The following is a 16,776-nucleotide window of genomic DNA, read 5'->3' on the forward strand; positions in this document are numbered from 1 at the left end:
TGCCACCCAACGAACTCAACGGAATACAGGGAATACCATGTTTGAAAAGGTTGTTGCCGCCCCAGCGGATCCGATCCTGGGCCTGACCGAAGCCTTCCGCGCTGACTCTCGCAGCCACAAGATCAATCTGGGCGTAGGGATCTACAAGGACGAGTCCGGTGCCACCCCCATTCTTCACTGCGTCAAGAAAGCCGAGCAGAAGCTGCTGACCGACGAGAAGACCAAGAACTACCTCGGTATTGAAGGCAATATCGAATATGGCCGTATCGTGCAGCAACTGCTGTTCGGGCAGCATTCTGCGCTGGTTGCCAGCGGCCGCGCCAAGACCGCCCAAGCGCCGGGCGGTACCGGTGCCCTGCGTATCGCGGCCGAATTCGTGGTGCGCAACGGTCTGGCCAAGACCATCTGGATCTCCGATCCCACCTGGGCCAACCACGTCAGCGTGTTCCAGGCCGCCGGTCTGACCGTCAAGTGGTACAAGTACTACGACGCCGCCACCAAGGGACTCGACTTTGCCGCCATGCAGGCCTCGCTGGCCGAAGTGCAGCCGGGTGAGCTGGTGCTGCTGCACGGTTGCTGCCACAACCCGACCGGTATCGACCCCACTAGCGATCAGTGGCGCGCGCTGGCCAAGCAGAGTGCTGCTGCCGGCTGGTTGCCGCTGTTTGACTTCGCCTATCAGGGTTTTGCCCGTGGTATCGAAGAGGATGCCGAAGGTCTGCGGATTTTCGCCGAGTGCCATGACGAGCTGCTGGTGGCGAGCTCTTTCTCCAAGAACTTCGGCCTCTACAATGAGCGGGTCGGCGCCTTCACGCTGGTGAGCGCGACCAAGGAGATCGCCGACGTGGCCTTCACTCAGGTCAAGACAGTGATCCGTGCCAACTACTCCAACCCGCCGTCACACGGCGCTGCTGTGGTCACCGCCGTGGTGAGCGATCCAGCTCTCTATGCCGAGTGGGTCGAAGAAGTGGCTGCCATGCGGGTGCGCATTCGCGAGATGCGCGAACTGCTGGTAGAGAAGCTGGCTGCCCTCGGCGTGAGCCAGGATTTCAGCTTTATCCGCGAGCAGAACGGCATGTTTTCCTTCTCCGGTCTCACCAAGGATCAGGTGGAGCGCCTCAAGAGCGAATTTGCCATCTACATCGTCGGCTCCGGCCGGATCAGCGTAGCCGGGATTACCCGCGCCAATATCGATCCTCTGTGCGAGGCGATCGCCAAGGTGCTGTAATCGCATCGCCTTGCGCTCTGGTTCTATGCCATGAAAAAGCCCGTCACCTTGGTGACGGGCTTTTTTGATCGCCAACGGCTGATCGCCAAACAAGGGTAAGGGCGGCTCAGTGGTGGCGGACACCCTGCCACAGCTTGCGCAGTTGCAACAGCAGCGCGGTCAGGGCGCCGCCGCTCAGGGCGGTGAGTACCGCCAGCAGCAGGCTGCCGAGCAGGAAGGGAGGCACCAGGGTCGCAGCCTCCTGCTCCAGCCAGTGGAGGGTCCAGCTGAGGTGGAAAGGCTCCGGCGTCTTGTGCAGCACCAGACAGCCGGTGCGATAGGCGTAGAGATACATGAATGGCAGGGTCAGCGGATTGTTGAACCAGACCGCCAGCAGCGCCAGCGGCAGGTTGAGGCTGAATGCCAGCGCCAGACCGACTGCGATGAGCGAGTGCATCGGGATGGGGAACCAGCAGGCGAAGATCCCGGCCGCTACCGCGCCGCTCAGGGCGCGGGTTCCCCCTTGCCAGAGGGCTGGGGCAAGCAGTCGTTCACCAAACAGGGCAAACCACTTCTGCTGGCGCAGGGTATCGGGATCTAGCTTGAAGCGGGCAAACCAGCGACTCAGCATGGGCGTGCCATCTTGCGTTTTTGCCACTGACGTACCGTGCTGATCCGCCAGAAGGTGCGGATCAGGGTGTAACCGATAAGGGAACTGAGCAGGGCCAGGATCAGCGAGCCCAGCAACAGCGGTGGTGCCACTGTGCCCAGTACCGAGACCAGCCACTCCCAGGTGAATTCAATCTCGATCTGCTGCGCCGAATGTCCCAGCAACTGGCAACCAACCAGATAGGCGCCATAGAGCAGGGGAGGCATTGTAAAGGGGTTGGAGAGCCAGACCAGCGCCACCGAGAGCGGCAGATTGACCCGGCACAGGATGGCGCCTCCGGCGGCCAGCAGCATCTGGCAGGGGAGCGGCACCCAGGCCATGAAGAGGCCCACCGCAAAGGCCCCGGCGGCCGAGCGGCGGTTGAGGTGCCAGAGGTTGGCATCGAGCAGCAGTTTGCCGAACAGCCGCAGGTGCTTGTGTTCTTTCAGGGTTTGCTGATCGGGCATCCAGCGTTTAATGAGTCGTTTGGGCATATTGAAACCTTGCTAAATACTTGCTCCATGGATCTGCGTCTGTTGTCGTTTGCCCTGGGGGCAAGCTCCTCACTGTTCTGGGCATGGTTACCTTCACTCGCATGGGGGGGCCTGTTGCTGTCCCTGCTGATCCCCCTTGCATATTGTCGTGCCTGGCGGTGGCTGTTTCTCCTGCTCGGCATCCTCTGGATGCAGGCCAATCTTGCCTATCGGCTGGCCTGGCTGGAGCGGTTGGGCGATCAGACGAGCCACATGATAACCGCACAGCTGCAAAGTGCAGAGCCCGAGGGGGATAAATTTGTCCGGCTGCTGCTGCGGGTGAGCACCCTCGACGAGCAACCGGTGACACCTGAGCCCCTGATCCGGGTCAATGCCTACAAGGCATTACCCGCCATGACAGTGGGCAGCCGGATCACCCTGGTGACCTCGTTGAAACCGGCTCACGGTCTGGCCAACGAGGCGGGGCTGGATGGGCGGCGTCTGCTGCTGGGCAAAGGGATCACCGCCACCGGCAATTTGCGCCGGGTGATCGACATTCAACAAGCACCTGTGGGGTGGCGCGAACGCTGGTTGGGCGCGGCGACCGAGAGTTGGCGTCCGCTTGACCATGCCCCCTTGCTGGCGGCGCTCACTTTTGGCGAGCAGAGCGGCATCACGGATGCCCAGTGGGAGCTGTTTCGCGGCAGCGGCCTGACTCACATAATCGCCATCTCAGGGCAACACATTGCGCTGGTGGCGGTGCTCGGGTGGTGGTTGGGCAGGCTGTTTGGTCTGCGCGGCGCCATCATCACCTCCCTGCTGTTTGCCGCCGTCTACAGCGCGTTGGCCGGGTTTGCTGTGGCCACCGAGCGGGCCCTGATCATGGTGCTGGTGTGGAGCGTGTTGCGCTGGAGTCGGCGAGAGTGGCCGGCCTGGCGCATCTGGCTGTGGGCCTTTGTGGTATTGACCCTCTGGGATCCCTTCGCCCTCTATTCGGCCGGCTTCTGGCTCTCGTTTCTGGCGGTGGCCATCTTGCTGCTGGTGGGATATCTCCACGACAAGCCGGGGCTCTGGCAGATCCAGCTCTGGCTGCTACTCGGTCTGCTGCCGCTGCAACTGGCGTTGTTCGAGGGGATCGCGCCCCTTGCCATGGTGATCAACCTGTTGGCGGTGCCGCTCTTTTGTATCGCCATCATCCCGCTGGCCCTGATCGGTGTGCTGCTTGCACCGCTTTCCACCTCGCTTGCCTATGTCCTGTTCTGGCTGGCGGATCTGGGGCTCGGGTGGGTGCTGACCATCCTGAATTGGCTGGCAGACCAACTGCAACTGTGGTGGCCACTGCCCGGTTGGTGGCTGCCACTCTGCACCCTGCTGTTGCTGCTCTGGTTCGCCGCACAGTGGCGCCCGGCACGCTGGCTCTGGTTACCGGGTGCCCTTGCGCTGGTGTTGGTGTGCTGGCCAACGCCTGCCCGCTGGCAACTGCGGGTGCTGGATGTGGGGCAGGGGCTGGCGGTGCTGATCAGCAAGGGGGAGCGCGCCATCCTCTATGACACCGGCGATCGTTATCCCGGAGGCTACAACATGGCGGACGCGGTGATCCTGCCTCAGCTAAGCCATCTGGGGATCCGGGTGATTGATCGCCTCATCATCAGCCACAAGGATCGGGACCATGCCGGCAATCGCAAGCGACTGCTCAGCGCCATGCCGGTGCGTCACGAGCTCTCCTCTTATCCCTTCAGTGAGGGAACGACGCTCTGCCAGCGTGGGCAACAGTGGCGCTGGCAGGGGCTCTCGTTTGCAGTGCTCTGGCCCGAGCGCCCCGGTGGCGGGCGCAATAATGATGGCTGCGTGGTGCGTATCAGCGATGGGCAGCGCAGCGTGCTGCTGAGCGCAGATATCGAGCGGCAAGCCGAGCAACGGCTGGTGGCGCTGGAGGGGGATGGGTTGGCCAGCACCTTGCTGGTGAGCCCCCATCATGGCAGTCGCACCTCCTCCACGCTCCCGTTTGTCGCGGCGGTGGCGGCAAAGGATGTGATCCACAGCGCCGGTTTTATGAATCAGTGGGGCTTTCCCCGTCCAGATGTGGTGGCCCGCTATCGGGATACCCGCCAGTGGATCACCGGTCAGCAAGGGGCGATGCTGGTCGAACCCACTGCAGCGGGCTTGAGCGTCACTGCCGAGCGAGATCTGGGGCCCTGGTACCGGCGCAGTGGTGAGTGGTGGCGGCCGAGAGTGTGGTTTGAGCAATAATCCGTCATTTCCGCAGCGGATGGATTCTATATCGGTGGCGACGCTTGGTGTAATCCTGCGCTTTGGCTAGAATAGCCCGTCATTTCCATTACTAACGGCTATTCATGCAACAAGAAACCTCACAAGAGAGCTGGCCAGTATTCAAACGCCTGCTCGGTTATGTCCGTGATCGCAAGCTGGGCCTGGTCGGTGGCATCATCGGGATGCTGGGCTACGCCGCCGTGGATACCACCTTTGTCTACTCCATCAAGCCGCTGATCGATCAGGGCATCAATGGCAACGACAGCACCGTTTTGAAATGGATGCCCTTCTTCGTCCTCGGCATCGTTGCCCTGCGCGGTGTCGCCAACTTTCTCTCCAACTACTGCATGGCCTGGGTTGGCAACCACGTCGTGATGCGTCTGCAACAGCAGGTGTTCAATCACATGGTGGCGATGCCGATGAGCTTCTTCGACCGTCAGAATACCGGTCATCTGCTCTCCAAGGTGACCTATGACGCCAGTCAGGTCTCCTCGGCGGCGAGCACCACGCTGGTGACCCTGGTGCGGGAAGGGGCGACCGTAGTCGGCCTGCTCGGCCTGATGTTCTGGCACTCCTGGCAGCTGTCGGTGATTTTCCTGGTGGTTGGCCCACTGGTGGGGGTCATCATCGGCCTTATCAGCCGCCGTTTCCGCCAGATCAGCCGTCATATTCAGCAGGCGGTAGGGGATATCACCACCTCCACCGAGCAGATGCTCAAAGGGCACAAAGAGGTGCTGATGTTTGGTGGCCAGAAGGTGGAAGAGAAGCGCTTCTTCCAGGTCAGCAACAACATGCGCCAGCAGACCATGAAGATGGTCGCGGCTGATGCCATCGGCAGCCCTGTGGTGCAGATGGTTGCCTCCATCGCGCTGGCGGCCTTCCTCTACGTCGCGACCATTGACAGCGTCAAATCAACCCTGACTGCCGGTACGTTTACCGTCATGATCACCTCCATGATGATGCTGCTCAAGCCGCTGAAAAGCCTGACCGACGTCAACAACCAGTTCCAGCGTGCCATCACCGCCTGCCACAGCCTGTTTGGCCTGCTCGACACCGAGCCGGAGCAGGATACCGGCACCCGCACTCTGGAGCGTGCTCGCGGTGAGATCGAGTTTCGCAACGTCACCTTCACCTACCCGACCAAGGATACCCCGGCGCTGCACAACGTCAGCTTCAAGGTGGAGGCGGGTAAGTCGGTGGCGCTGGTGGGCCGTTCCGGCTCTGGCAAGAGTACCATTGCCAGCCTGCTGACCCGCTTCTACGACATCGATCAGGGCGAGATCCTGCTGGATGGCATCAACATCCGCGAATACAAGTTGAGCGAGCTGCGCAAGCAGTACGCGCTGGTCTCCCAGCATGTCCACCTGTTCAACGACTCGGTGGCCAACAACATCGCCTACGCGGCAGAAGACAAATACAGCCGCGACCAGATCGTGCAGGCTGCCCGCATCGCTCATGCCGACGAATTCGTCAGCAAGATGAGCAACGGGTATGACACTGTGGTTGGCGAGAACGGTGCATCCCTCTCCGGTGGTCAGCGTCAGCGTGTTGCCATCGCCCGCGCCCTGCTGCGCGATGCGCCGGTTCTGCTGCTGGATGAGGCCACCTCGGCCCTCGATACCGAGTCCGAGCGCCACATTCAGGCGGCTATCGACGAGCTTTGCAAGGCGCGTACCTCGCTGGTGATCGCCCACCGTCTCTCCACCATCGAGAAGGCAGACGAGATCCTGGTAATCGACGAAGGTCATATCGTCGAGCGCGGGAACCACGAAGCATTGATGGAGCAGCGTGGCACCTATGCCCAGCTGCGCGCTATTCAGTTTGGCAACGCGGGAAGCAAGGCCTGATGCTGGAACGGCTCTGGTATCGCAAAAGTGGCTGGCGCTGGTTGCTGGCCCCCTTTGCCCTGCTGTTTGCCATCATCAGCGGCACCCGCCGCTACGCCTATCGTCACGGCTGGCGCAAGGGGTATAGCTCCTCCTTGCCGGTGATCGTGGTGGGCAATATTTCGGTGGGGGGCAACGGCAAGACGCCAGTGGTGGTCTGGCTGGTGGATCAGTTGCAAGCCCGCGGCTATCGCCCCGGGGTGGTGAGCCGTGGTTATGGCGGCAAGGCGCCCCATTACCCCTATCGGCTGGATAAGACCAGCACCACGGCACAGGCGGGGGATGAGCCGGTGCTGATTGCCCGGCGCTGCGGCTGTCCGGTGGTGGTTGCCCCGAAACGTGCCGACGCGGTACGACTGCTGGAGCAGAGCGGTGAGGTGGATATCATCATCACCGACGATGGCCTGCAGCACTACGCGCTGGCCCGCGACATCGAGCTGGTGGTGGTGGACGGAGCGCGCCGTTTCGGCAACGCCTGCCTGTTGCCGATGGGGCCGCTGCGCGAGCCGGTCACTCGTCTCAAACGGGTGGACGCCATCATCTGCAACGGCGGCGAGCCGGGCAAGGGGGAGTACCCCATGCAACTGGTCGCCGACACCCCGCGCCGGGTGCGCGACGATGCGCCGCTTGTAGCCCCTTTGTCGGGGCCGGTTGATGCGCTGGCGGGGATTGGTCATCCGCCCCGCTTCTTTGCCACCCTGGAAGGGCTCGGCTATCAGCTGGATCAGCAGGCAGCCTACGGCGATCATCACCCCTTCGATCGGGATGAGCTGGTGGGGCGCTTTGCCAGCAAGCCGCTGCTGATGACCGAGAAGGATGCGGTCAAGTGCCGCCCGTTTGCCCTCGATAACTGGTGGTATCTGCCGGTCAGCGCCGAGTTGCCCGCCTCCCTGCTCGATGCCCTGCTGCACAAGCTGGGGGCGAAGGCAAAGGGCGCGACCAGGGCACAAGATTAATCTCTCTCGCCTGAATGGGGGAGAAGTGGACCAATAGCGGTCCCGTATGGAATATCTGGTTGCTCGACATCCATCGCTGGCGTGATGAAGCCGCCAGCGCGACATCGTTGAAGGAGTATCGTTTTGGCTTTGGACATCAAGTTGCTCGACATCATCGCCTGCCCGGTCTGCAAGGGTAAGCTGCATTACAACAAAGCGGTTCATGAGTTGGTCTGCCGCTTCGACAAGCTGGCCTATCCGCTGGAGGAGGGGATCCCGGTACTACTGGAGAACCGTGCCCGTCCGCTCAACAGCGATGAGCTGCCGTCATGAGTTTCGTCGTCGTCATTCCGGCCCGCTATGCGTCAACACGCCTGCCGGGCAAGCCGCTGGCGGATATCCATGGCAAGCCCATGGTGCAGCACGTGGTGGAGAAAGCCCTGCAATCGGGGGCCGATCGGGTGATCGTCGCCACTGACGATGCCCGGGTACAGCAGGCACTGCTGAGCACCGGCGTCGAGGTGTGCATGACCTCACCGGATCACCAGTCCGGCACCGAGCGTCTGGCCGAGGTGTGCCGTCACTACGGCTTTGCCGCCGATACCATCATCGTCAATGTGCAAGGGGATGAGCCGCTCATTCCGCCCGCCATCATTCGTCAGGTGGCGGACAATCTGGCCGCTGCCACGGCGCCGATGGCGACCTTGTCGGTGCCGATCAAGGATGCCGAAGAGGCGTTCAACCCGAACGCAGTGAAAGTGGTGACTGACAAGGATGGCTACGCCCTCTACTTCAGTCGCGCCAGCATTCCTTGGGATCGGGATCGCTTTGCCAAGAGCCATGAGCAGATTGGTGACCACTACCAGCGTCATATCGGTATCTATGCCTATCGCGCCGGCTTTATCCAGCGTTACGTAGACTGGGCACCGAGCGTGCTGGAGCAGGTCGAGGCGCTGGAGCAGCTGCGGGTGCTCTGGTACGGGGAGAAGATCCACGTCGCCCAGGCCCTTGAAGCGCCGCCTGTCGGGGTGGATACCCAGGCCGATCTGGAGAAGGTGCGCGCCTTTTTGGCCAAGTGATGGCCACAGCACTAACGTCATGAAGAACGGTGTCGCAAGGCACCGTTTTTTGTTTTGAAATTTTATATAATTATTTGATTTTAAACGCTAAACATGGGTTTTCTCAAACTTTTGGCGTGCATGGTTTGCCAAAGCGACGAGTTTGGTTATGATGCAAGACGCCCTGTTAACCCTAACCGGGCGGCTAAAACGAGATAAAACGGGGTGTTTGGGTGATAAATGTATTCCTGGTCGATGATCATGAGCTGGTGCGTACAGGGATAAGACGCATTCTTGAAGATGTGCGCGGGATCAAGGTGGTGGGCGAGGCACAGAGCGGCGAGACCGCAGTCACTTTCTGTCGCCAACACCATCCGGACGTGATCCTGATGGACATGAACATGCCGGGTATTGGTGGTCTGGAAGCGACCCGCAAAATTCTGCGGATCCGCCCCGATGTGCGCATCATAGTGCTGACCATTCATTCAGAAAATCCGTTCCCCACAAAGGTGATGCAGGCAGGCGCCGCCGGTTACCTGACCAAGGGGGCTGCCCCTGACGAGATGATCCAGGCGATCCGGTTGGTGCACTCCGGTCAGCGCTACATCTCCCCGGAGATTGCCCAGCAGATGGCCCTCAGCCAGTTTGCCTCCGCTGACGAGAATCCCTTCAAGTCCCTTTCCGAGCGCGAGCTGCAGATCATGATGATGATCACCAAGGGGCAGAAGGTGACCGATATCTCCGAGCAGCTCAACCTGAGCCCGAAGACGGTCAACAGCTACCGCTATCGGCTGTTCAGCAAGCTGGGGATCAACGGTGACGTGGAACTGACCCATCTGGCCATTCGCTATGGCATGCTGGATGCCGATACCCTCTAATCGGGTGGCGTGTGGTCACAAAGGCGGCGCGTGCCGCCTTTTTGCTTTTCTGTCCTTTTGCTTTTCAGGCGGCGGGGGCAGTATGCTCTGCCCGTCAATTTTTGCCTTTGTGTGAGCCGAGCAGCTGATGACCCTCTCTCCCGAACCTCTCTTCGACAGCAAGGCGTTTCTGAGCGCCGTCACCCATCAGAGTGGCGTCTACCGCATGTATGACAGCGGTGGCACCGTGATCTATGTGGGCAAGGCCAAGGATCTGAAAAAGCGGCTCGCCTCCTACTTTCGCACCAACGTCGACAGCATCAAGACCCGCACCCTGGTGCGACAGATCGCCGATATCCAGGTTACCGTCACCCACACCGAGACCGAGGCGCTGATCCTCGAGCACAACCTGATCAAGCAGTACCAGCCCCGTTACAACGTGCTGCTGAGGGACGACAAATCCTACCCCTGGATCATCATCACCGCGCACCAGCATCCACGCATCGGCGTGCATCGCGGTGCCCGCAAGATCAAAGGAGAGTACTTCGGCCCATACCCCTCTGGCGGCGCGGTGCGCGATAGTTTGCATCTGATGCAGAAAATATTTCCGGTACGCCAGTGCGAGGATGCGGTCTATGCCAACCGCACCCGTCCCTGCCTGCTCTATCAGCTCAAGCGTTGCGCCGGCCCTTGCGTGGCTGGATTGGTGAGCGAGGCCGAATATACCCAGCAGGTGGAGCTGGCCAAACTGTTTCTGGCGGGCAAGAACCAGCAGGTGATTGGCGAACTGGTGGGCAAGATGGAGTCCGCCAGCGGCGATCTGCGCTTTGAAGAGGCAGCTCGCTATCGGGATCAGATCCTGGCGCTGCGCCGGGTCACCGAACAGCAGTCGGTGAGCGGCAACGTGCTGGACGAGCTGGATGTGGTGGGGGTCGCCTTCCAGCAAGGTGCTGCTTGCATCCACGTGCTCTTTATCCGTCAGGGCAAGGTGCTGGGTTCGCGCAGCTACTTCCCGAAAGTGCCGGCTGACACCCCGCTCGATGAGGTGGTGCAATCCTTCCTGCTGCAGTTCTATCTGTCGGGGCAGGGGGGACGGCAGATCCCGAGCGAGGTGCTGCTTGATGTGGCCCTTGAGGATGAAAGCGTCATCGCCGAAACCCTGAGCCAGACAGCTGGCTACAAGGTGCGGGTGGTGAGCCGTACCCGCGCCGAACGGGCCCGCTTTATCAAGCTCGCCTCCATCAACGCCGAGACGGCGCTGCGCTCGCGGCTGGCTCACAAGAGCACCATCACCGCTCGCTATGATCAGCTGGAAGAGCTGCTGGAGCTGGAGCGCCCCATCGCCCGCATGGAGTGTTTCGATATCTCCCACACCATGGGGGAGCGCACCGTGGCCTCTTGCGTGGTGTTCAACCGGGAGGGGCCGCTCTCATCGGAATATCGTCGTTTTAATATCGACGGTATCACTGGCGGTGATGACTACGCGGCGATGGAGCAGGCGCTGGAGCGCCGCTTTGGCAAGCAGCAGGAGCCGGACAAGGTGCCTGATGTGCTGTTTATTGACGGTGGCCTCGGCCAGTTGCGCCGCGCCGAAGAGATCCTGGCCCGTCAGCTGGAGTTTCTCGGCGGCAAATATCCGCTGCTGGTGGGGATTGCCAAGGGGGTCACCCGCAAGGCGGGGTTGGAAACGCTTATCATGGGGGAGAGCCACGAAGAGCTGCATTTGCCGGCAGATATGCCCGCTTTGCACCTTATTCAGCATATTCGCGATGAATCCCACCGTTTTGCCATTACCGGCCACCGGGCCAGACGGGCCAAGGCCCGCACCAGCAGTAGTCTGGAGGATATTCCGGGGGTGGGGCCGAAACGGCGGCAGGCACTGCTCAAATATCTGGGCGGCCTGCAGGAGGTCAAAAAGGCGAGCGTGGATGAACTGGCCAAGGTACCCGGCATCAGTCAGGAGCTGGCCCAGACCATCCACGATGGCTTGCACAGCGCCTGAGCAGGGTTAGCAGCATGGCAAAATCGCTAACTCCTTGATGCACAAGAGCCGTGACGCGGGGGGGCCGTAAATGCCATAATGGCCCCCGCATTTTGAGAAGATTGATGGATTAAAAAGACCAAGACGGGCGCCAGTGCGGTTGCATCGCAAATCGGCTTTGGCGCACTATGTAGCGACGTACAAGAAGTGGCTGAAAATAATGACAAACATACCTAACCTGTTGACGTTTTTCCGGATTTTGCTCATTCCCGTCTTCGTCATCCTGTTCTATCTGCCTTATCAATGGTCCTATCTGGCTGCCGCCATCGTCTTTATTCTGGCCGCTGCCACCGACTGGTTTGATGGCTATCTGGCTCGCAAGCTCAATCAGTCCACCGCCTTTGGCGCCTTCCTCGACCCGGTTGCCGACAAGATCATGGTCGCCGCCGCACTGGTGGTTATCGTCGAACACTACAACACCATCTGGGTGACCATCCCCGCCATGACCATGATTGGCCGCGAGATCATCATCTCCGCCCTGCGTGAGTGGATGGCCGAGCTAGGCAAACGCTCCTCGGTGGCGGTCAGCTGGATTGGCAAGTGGAAGACCATGATCCAGATGGTGTCGCTCACCGGTCTTATCTGGCAATACAACGTCTGGATGGTGTGGCTCGCCTATGTGATGCTCTATGTCGCCACCGTGCTCACCTTCTGGTCGATGTTCCAGTACATGAAGGCCGCCTGGGGCGATTTGACCCACCACGCCAACCTGTGAGTCACCCGCACCGCAAGGTGAGGTTTCCGCTGATTTGAGGCAGGAAACGGCCAAAGGCGCTAAAACCGTTCAAAAAGGGCAAAAAATGCCCGAACGATCAGGTAATTAAATATTTCTGGTTGACTGGGCGAGGAACATCGCTAGAATGCGTCCTCGTAGTCAGGCAGTCAGCCAGACCAATGCGGGAATAGCTCAGTTGGTAGAGCACGACCTTGCCAAGGTCGGGGTCGCGAGTTCGAGTCTCGTTTCCCGCTCCAAATTCAGACAATAGAGAGCCAACTCTCTTTTGCATGGCGCGTTAGCAAAGCGGTTATGCAGCGGATTGCAAATCCGTTTAGTCCGGTTCGACTCCGGAACGTGCCTCCATATTGACAAGCCCGCCACGCGAGCTTGATACCGATTGCGGTGCCCGAGTGGTGAAATCGGTAGACACAAGGGATTTAAAATCCCTCGACGTTCGCGTCGTGCCGGTTCGATTCCGGCCTCGGGCACCATTAAAATCAAAGAGTTACGAAAGGCCACTAGAAATAGTGGCCTTTTTCTTTTTCCTAAATGGCGCCAAAATGGCGACAGCGATTGTGTCGAGTCCACTGCTTCATAACAACAAAGCCTGCTGAAGGCAGGCTTTTATAGGGGTCTGTATATAGCCGAGGGATTTACCTCGTGGGGCAGGGTATGGCCGCTTACTTCCACCACTCCTTACCCGGTAAGTTATTCCATTCTCCAACCGGGTATTCATGGCCATGAAAGCGCTGCGTGGTGCCTAATGTTCTCTGACTGGTGGTCTGAGAGGCTCCGTCCTGCTCTACGGTCCCTGTTTTCGCTTTGGTTACTACTCTCAGATCATTTAGCCCGTTAGATATCCCTGACAGGACTTGGAGGAAAGCCCTCATCACTTTGGTCTGCTGCGCTTGCGATGCTCCCTCGTTCTGTTTTTATGATTATCTGGTTCGTAGGAGAGTAATTAACCGTGAGTGCATGCAACAGTGCCGTTAGTTGCGCCGTTTGTTCAAAGAGAGCCGGGATTCCGCAGGCAGTCGCGCCTTGATGTCGATGATGCGAACGCTGGGGTATCAGATTGGCCGATTCAAAGTCCGTAACCTGATGAAGGAATCCGGGTTGGCATCCAAACAGCCGGGCGCACACCGTTATAAGGTGCCCGGTCTGCACGACCGGATATTCCCGATCTGCTGGCCCGCAAATTTGATGTCCAGCAACTCAATCAGGTGTGGCTATATCACCTAGGTTTGGGCAGGGGCTAGTTGGCATTATCTGGCTGTGATGCTCGACCTGCATACCCAGCGAGTTGTGGGCTGGACGATCTCTGGTAAGCCTGATGTAGATCTGGCCATCAAAGCTCTGGAGATGCCCTATCAGCAGCGGGCTTGTCAATCAGGGTGTGCTGTTTCACTCCGACCAGGGCAGCCAATAGGGCAGTCGGGCATTTCGGCAACGACAGTGGCGCTATCGCATGGCCTGGAGCATGAATCATGGTGGTAACTGCTGGGATAACGTCCCGATGGAGTTGCTGTTCAGAAGCTTGAAGTCACAGTGGCTCCCAGCAACGGGATACCTGAACCTGCGGGAAGCGAAGCTGGATATCAGCTATTACCTGATGGATTGCTAGGCGTTGTTGCCCAAATCGATGCAGCTTGAATGGAACTAGCTGAGGACTCGGTGATCTGCTCATCACCATCCTCTTCAAGTTTGCATCATGGGCATTTCGCTGCACCCCATCACCAACTGGCCTAAATACAACAAGTCTTTGATTCACCGTGGTTCACCCACCTTCTGGGTTGATGCCGAGGCCATGAGCAACTGGTTTCACCACGACTATCACGGACGGCAAGGCCGCAGCCAGTTCTACACCAACCAGACCATCTGTACCTTCCTGATGCTCAAGGGAATTTTCAACTTCACCCCGCGGGCCACTCGGGGACTACTCGACTCCCTGCTCGAGTTGAGGAATCTGGCGTTGTGCGCACCGGACTATAGCTGTGTCTGCAAGCGAGCCCGTATGGTGAAAGTGGCTTATCGCTCCCCCCAAGGGGACGCGTTACCGACTTGGTTATCGACTCAACCGGGCTGAAGGTGTTTGGTGAAGGTGAGTGAAAGGTCAGCAAACACTGCGCCGAAAAACGGCGAGTGTGGCGCAAGTTGCATCTGGCGGTAGATCCGGTGAGCCACGATATCGTGGCGGCGGAAGTCTCGCTGGGACATGTTTATGCGGATGGCGCCGACGACAGTAAAGCCAGCCATCAGCTTATCTAGCGCACAGGGGGCGACAGCCTGTATCCTGACTAGCGAAAGCACGGCGTTATGGAAAAGGGACACCCGAGAAATGATGCTGTGTTGTGATGCGCAAGGAAGGGCTAGCGGACTGGAAGAAGATATCGGGGTATCACCGTCGCTCGCTGGCCGAGACGGTGATGTATCGGTTCAAGCAGTTGTTGGCGGGGAAAATCAGTCTGCGTAACTAAACGGCCAAGTGGGAGACGTCATGGCGTATGTAAGCGCCATAAACAAACTCAATACCCTGGGTCTACCTGTCAGAAAACCCCGAGTGTTGCGGTCACCAGGGGCTGGGGAAGTCATGACTTGCTGGGGGATTTGGGCAACAACGCCGATTACTACAACTGGCGGCATCCACATCAACACAATTACGGGGTCACGCCAGCAAAAGCCGAGGATCCGCCTAATCAAGAGTCCGGATTTAGTTGACCACTACAGACTGTGCTTGAGTTCATGTTACAATTTGTCAATCTTTCACTATCTACGTCAACCATATGCAAAACCAGAAAAGCAATAGGATTGATTTCGCAAACACTCTAAGAGGCTTTGCTGCATTAGCTGTAGTTATTTCACATTACTATGGCGTTTTTTGGTCAAGCCGTGCAGCTGTAGAGGTGTTAACAAATGCGCCAATGCTTCCCTTTGAAACGCATGCAATTCCTATTTATGTTTCATTATTAAACGCCTTTTCATTATTTAATTGGGGGGCATATGGTGTAGCATTATTTTTTATCATTAGTGGCTTCGTAATTCCATTTTCTTTGCAAAAAACAAGTTGGTTTGGTTTTACTATCAATCGAATGCTGCGAATTGTGCCAACATATATTGTAGGTTTTAGTATTACGTTGGTTGCCATTTTAATTAGCTCGCATTATTTTTCAAGGGAGTGGCCATTCACTACTCAAGAGGTATTGATTCATTACATACCTGGTATTAGAGATGTCTTATGGTCAAGAGGTATTGATGGAATAGTGTGGACGCTAGAGATAGAAATGAAGTTTTATTTTGTCTGTGCGTTATTGATTGTGCTATTTCGAAAGCAATCAACCATGGTTTTTTTAGCCCCGATATTTATCTTCATAGCATCGATTGTTATTAATAAGTATATTCCCGGTTGGGGTAATACGGATGCAAGGTTGTGGCAATTGGCAATGACCTTTATGACAGTGTCGCAATATATTATATATATGTTCATTGGGGTGGTGTTTCACTATGTCCAACGTGGTCGTATTGAAAGAGACAAAGCATATCTTTTAATTGGAGTGATTTTTTGCCTTTTCTGTTTGCAATGGTATATTGGCCCCGCAGCTGCCGGAATAACGGTAGCATGGAGCTATGCATTTGCATTGTTGACCTTCATTTTTGCATTTACGTATCAGGATTTTTTCAGGTCAAACAAGTTCTTCGATTTCCTGGCAGATATAAGCTACCCACTTTATGTGATACATGGTGTCGCTGGCTATGTAGCGCTTAGAATCTTACTCGATCTTGGCATGAAAGCTTGGGTTTCACTGTTGATTGTGACTGGTGGGTGCATATTTTTATCTTGGGTTTTACATAAGCTAGTGGAAAAGCCATCCCAACGAGTTGGTAAAAAATTGGCTGGCTACTTTATTATCAAAAAAAATGACTGTAGAGTTAATAATGAAGTGGCCGTTAGTCATTTAAATTAAGTCTATTAAGCTGCTGTACAGATCTAGTTATCACCTGACACCGGCCTCAAGCCGGTGTCTTGTTTACGCTACTTTAGAGCGCACTTCCTTCGGTATCAATTTCAGACCCTTCTTGAACATGCTGTAGGGCGTCAGTCCCTCCATCATCCTGCCCTGATGCGGCCGCTGGGTGTTGTAGTGCGCCAGGTAGCTACCCAGGTCTGTCTGCATCTGCTCTACCGACTCATACCAGGTCGTCCTCCCCTTGATACGGAAGTGTTCATCCAGCAGTGTGCGATGCAGCCGTTCGATAAAGCCGTTGCTCTGCGGCCTGCGTACCTTGGTTGTCCGGTGCTCAATCCCCTCCAGTTGCAGGAACAGCTCGTAGGGATGATGGTCTGGGCGCCCACAGAACTCGCGCCCGTTATCCGACAGGATGGTATAGACCCGTGCCTCGTGGGCCTCGAAAAACGACTGTACCGTTTCATTGAGCACATAGACCGAGGTCACCGGCAGCTTGCTGGTGTAGAGCCGTCCCCAGGCGTGGCGGCTGTAGCAGTCCAGCACGGTTTGCAGATACACCTGCCAACCCCTTGGATCGCGCCGACGAAGAAGGTGCCGACAGCCACCAGTTCTCCGGTGTAGTGGACCTCAATCTGACGTTCTCGAAACTCTGGGCTGAGACGCTCGAACAGGCGAAGTTACTCGTCATTGAGCTCTTTGGCGAGCTCTGGCAGGCT

General features: G+C 57.8%; 12 protein-coding genes, 3 tRNA genes and 3 pseudogenes. 15 read left to right on the forward strand and 3 right to left on the reverse strand.

The window, feature by feature from the left end; genetic code table 11:
• Nucleotides 1-37 precede the first annotated feature (37 nt).
• Complete coding sequence (locus I6L44_RS03480) at nt 38-1,228, forward strand: amino acid aminotransferase (protein WP_005350888.1); 1,191 nt, start codon at nt 38-40, stop codon at nt 1,226-1,228.
• Between the two features lie 106 nt (nt 1,229-1,334).
• Here the strand turns inward: I6L44_RS03480 and I6L44_RS03485 are convergent, their stop codons facing one another.
• Together I6L44_RS03485 and I6L44_RS03490 are read right to left on the reverse strand one after the other, a co-directional pair.
• Nucleotides 1,335-1,838 carry a DUF2062 domain-containing protein gene (locus tag I6L44_RS03485; RefSeq protein ID WP_100646164.1) on the reverse strand — a complete coding sequence of 168 codons (504 nt, stop codon included), beginning with the start codon at nt 1,836-1,838 and terminating at the stop codon, nt 1,335-1,337.
• Nucleotides 1,832-2,350: a DUF2062 domain-containing protein gene (locus tag I6L44_RS03490; RefSeq protein WP_005350890.1), complete on the reverse strand. Its 519-nt coding sequence runs from the start codon at nt 2,348-2,350 to the stop codon at nt 1,832-1,834. The genes I6L44_RS03485 and I6L44_RS03490 overlap by 7 nt, the downstream gene beginning before the upstream one ends.
• A gap of 27 nt (nt 2,351-2,377) precedes the next feature.
• Between I6L44_RS03490 and I6L44_RS03495 the strand changes: the two genes are divergently transcribed.
• From I6L44_RS03495 to I6L44_RS03560, 14 genes and pseudogenes are all read left to right on the forward strand, one after another.
• Nucleotides 2,378-4,579: a DNA internalization-related competence protein ComEC/Rec2 gene (locus tag I6L44_RS03495; protein WP_216953303.1), complete on the forward strand. Its 2,202-nt coding sequence runs from the start codon at nt 2,378-2,380 to the stop codon at nt 4,577-4,579.
• Nucleotides 4,580-4,683: 104 nt separating this feature from the next.
• Nucleotides 4,684-6,447, forward strand: a complete 1,764-nt coding sequence (gene msbA / locus I6L44_RS03500) for a lipid A ABC transporter ATP-binding protein/permease MsbA (protein WP_005359702.1) — start codon at nt 4,684-4,686, stop codon at nt 6,445-6,447.
• Nucleotides 6,447-7,442, forward strand: coding sequence for a tetraacyldisaccharide 4'-kinase (lpxK, locus tag I6L44_RS03505; RefSeq protein ID WP_216953304.1), 996 nt, complete (start codon nt 6,447-6,449; stop codon nt 7,440-7,442). The genes msbA and lpxK overlap by 1 nt, the downstream gene beginning before the upstream one ends.
• A gap of 123 nt (nt 7,443-7,565) precedes the next feature.
• Complete coding sequence (locus I6L44_RS03510) at nt 7,566-7,754, forward strand: Trm112 family protein (protein ID WP_005347033.1); 189 nt, start codon at nt 7,566-7,568, stop codon at nt 7,752-7,754.
• Nucleotides 7,751-8,500, forward strand: a complete 750-nt coding sequence (gene kdsB / locus I6L44_RS03515; RefSeq protein WP_128815636.1) for a 3-deoxy-manno-octulosonate cytidylyltransferase — start codon at nt 7,751-7,753, stop codon at nt 8,498-8,500. The genes I6L44_RS03510 and kdsB overlap by 4 nt, the downstream gene beginning before the upstream one ends.
• Before the next feature lie 212 nt (nt 8,501-8,712).
• Nucleotides 8,713-9,357: a UvrY/SirA/GacA family response regulator transcription factor gene (uvrY, locus tag I6L44_RS03520; RefSeq protein WP_005337448.1), complete on the forward strand. Its 645-nt coding sequence runs from the start codon at nt 8,713-8,715 to the stop codon at nt 9,355-9,357.
• Nucleotides 9,358-9,484: 127 nt separating this feature from the next.
• Complete coding sequence (gene uvrC, locus I6L44_RS03525; RefSeq protein WP_216953305.1) at nt 9,485-11,338, forward strand: excinuclease ABC subunit UvrC; 1,854 nt, start codon at nt 9,485-9,487, stop codon at nt 11,336-11,338.
• A 199-nt stretch (nt 11,339-11,537) separates the two neighbouring features.
• Nucleotides 11,538-12,092, forward strand: a complete 555-nt coding sequence (pgsA, locus tag I6L44_RS03530) for a CDP-diacylglycerol--glycerol-3-phosphate 3-phosphatidyltransferase (protein WP_005337443.1) — start codon at nt 11,538-11,540, stop codon at nt 12,090-12,092.
• A 181-nt stretch (nt 12,093-12,273) separates the two neighbouring features.
• Nucleotides 12,274-12,349: transfer RNA gene (locus I6L44_RS03535), tRNA-Gly, on the forward strand.
• Between the two features lie 35 nt (nt 12,350-12,384).
• Nucleotides 12,385-12,458, forward strand: a tRNA-Cys gene (locus I6L44_RS03540).
• Nucleotides 12,459-12,499: 41 nt separating this feature from the next.
• Nucleotides 12,500-12,586: transfer RNA gene (locus I6L44_RS03545), tRNA-Leu, on the forward strand.
• Between the two features lie 397 nt (nt 12,587-12,983).
• Nucleotides 12,984-13,713: pseudogene (locus tag I6L44_RS03550) on the forward strand (IS3 family transposase); the annotation flags it as partial.
• A gap of 93 nt (nt 13,714-13,806) precedes the next feature.
• Nucleotides 13,807-14,658, forward strand: a pseudogene (locus tag I6L44_RS03555) (IS5 family transposase); the annotation flags it as partial.
• 220 nt (nt 14,659-14,878) lie between these two features.
• Nucleotides 14,879-16,057 (forward strand): acyltransferase, encoded by a 1,179-nt coding sequence (locus tag I6L44_RS03560; protein ID WP_216953306.1) that lies wholly within the window; start codon nt 14,879-14,881, stop codon nt 16,055-16,057.
• A gap of 63 nt (nt 16,058-16,120) precedes the next feature.
• Here the strand turns inward: I6L44_RS03560 and I6L44_RS03565 are convergent.
• Nucleotides 16,121-16,755, reverse strand: a pseudogene (locus I6L44_RS03565) (integrase core domain-containing protein); the annotation flags it as partial.
• Between the last annotated feature and the right edge of the window lie 21 nt (nt 16,756-16,776).

This window comes from Aeromonas sp. FDAARGOS 1414 (genome assembly GCF_019047065.1).
Taxonomy (GTDB): Bacteria; Pseudomonadota; Gammaproteobacteria; order Enterobacterales; family Aeromonadaceae; genus Aeromonas; species Aeromonas veronii_A.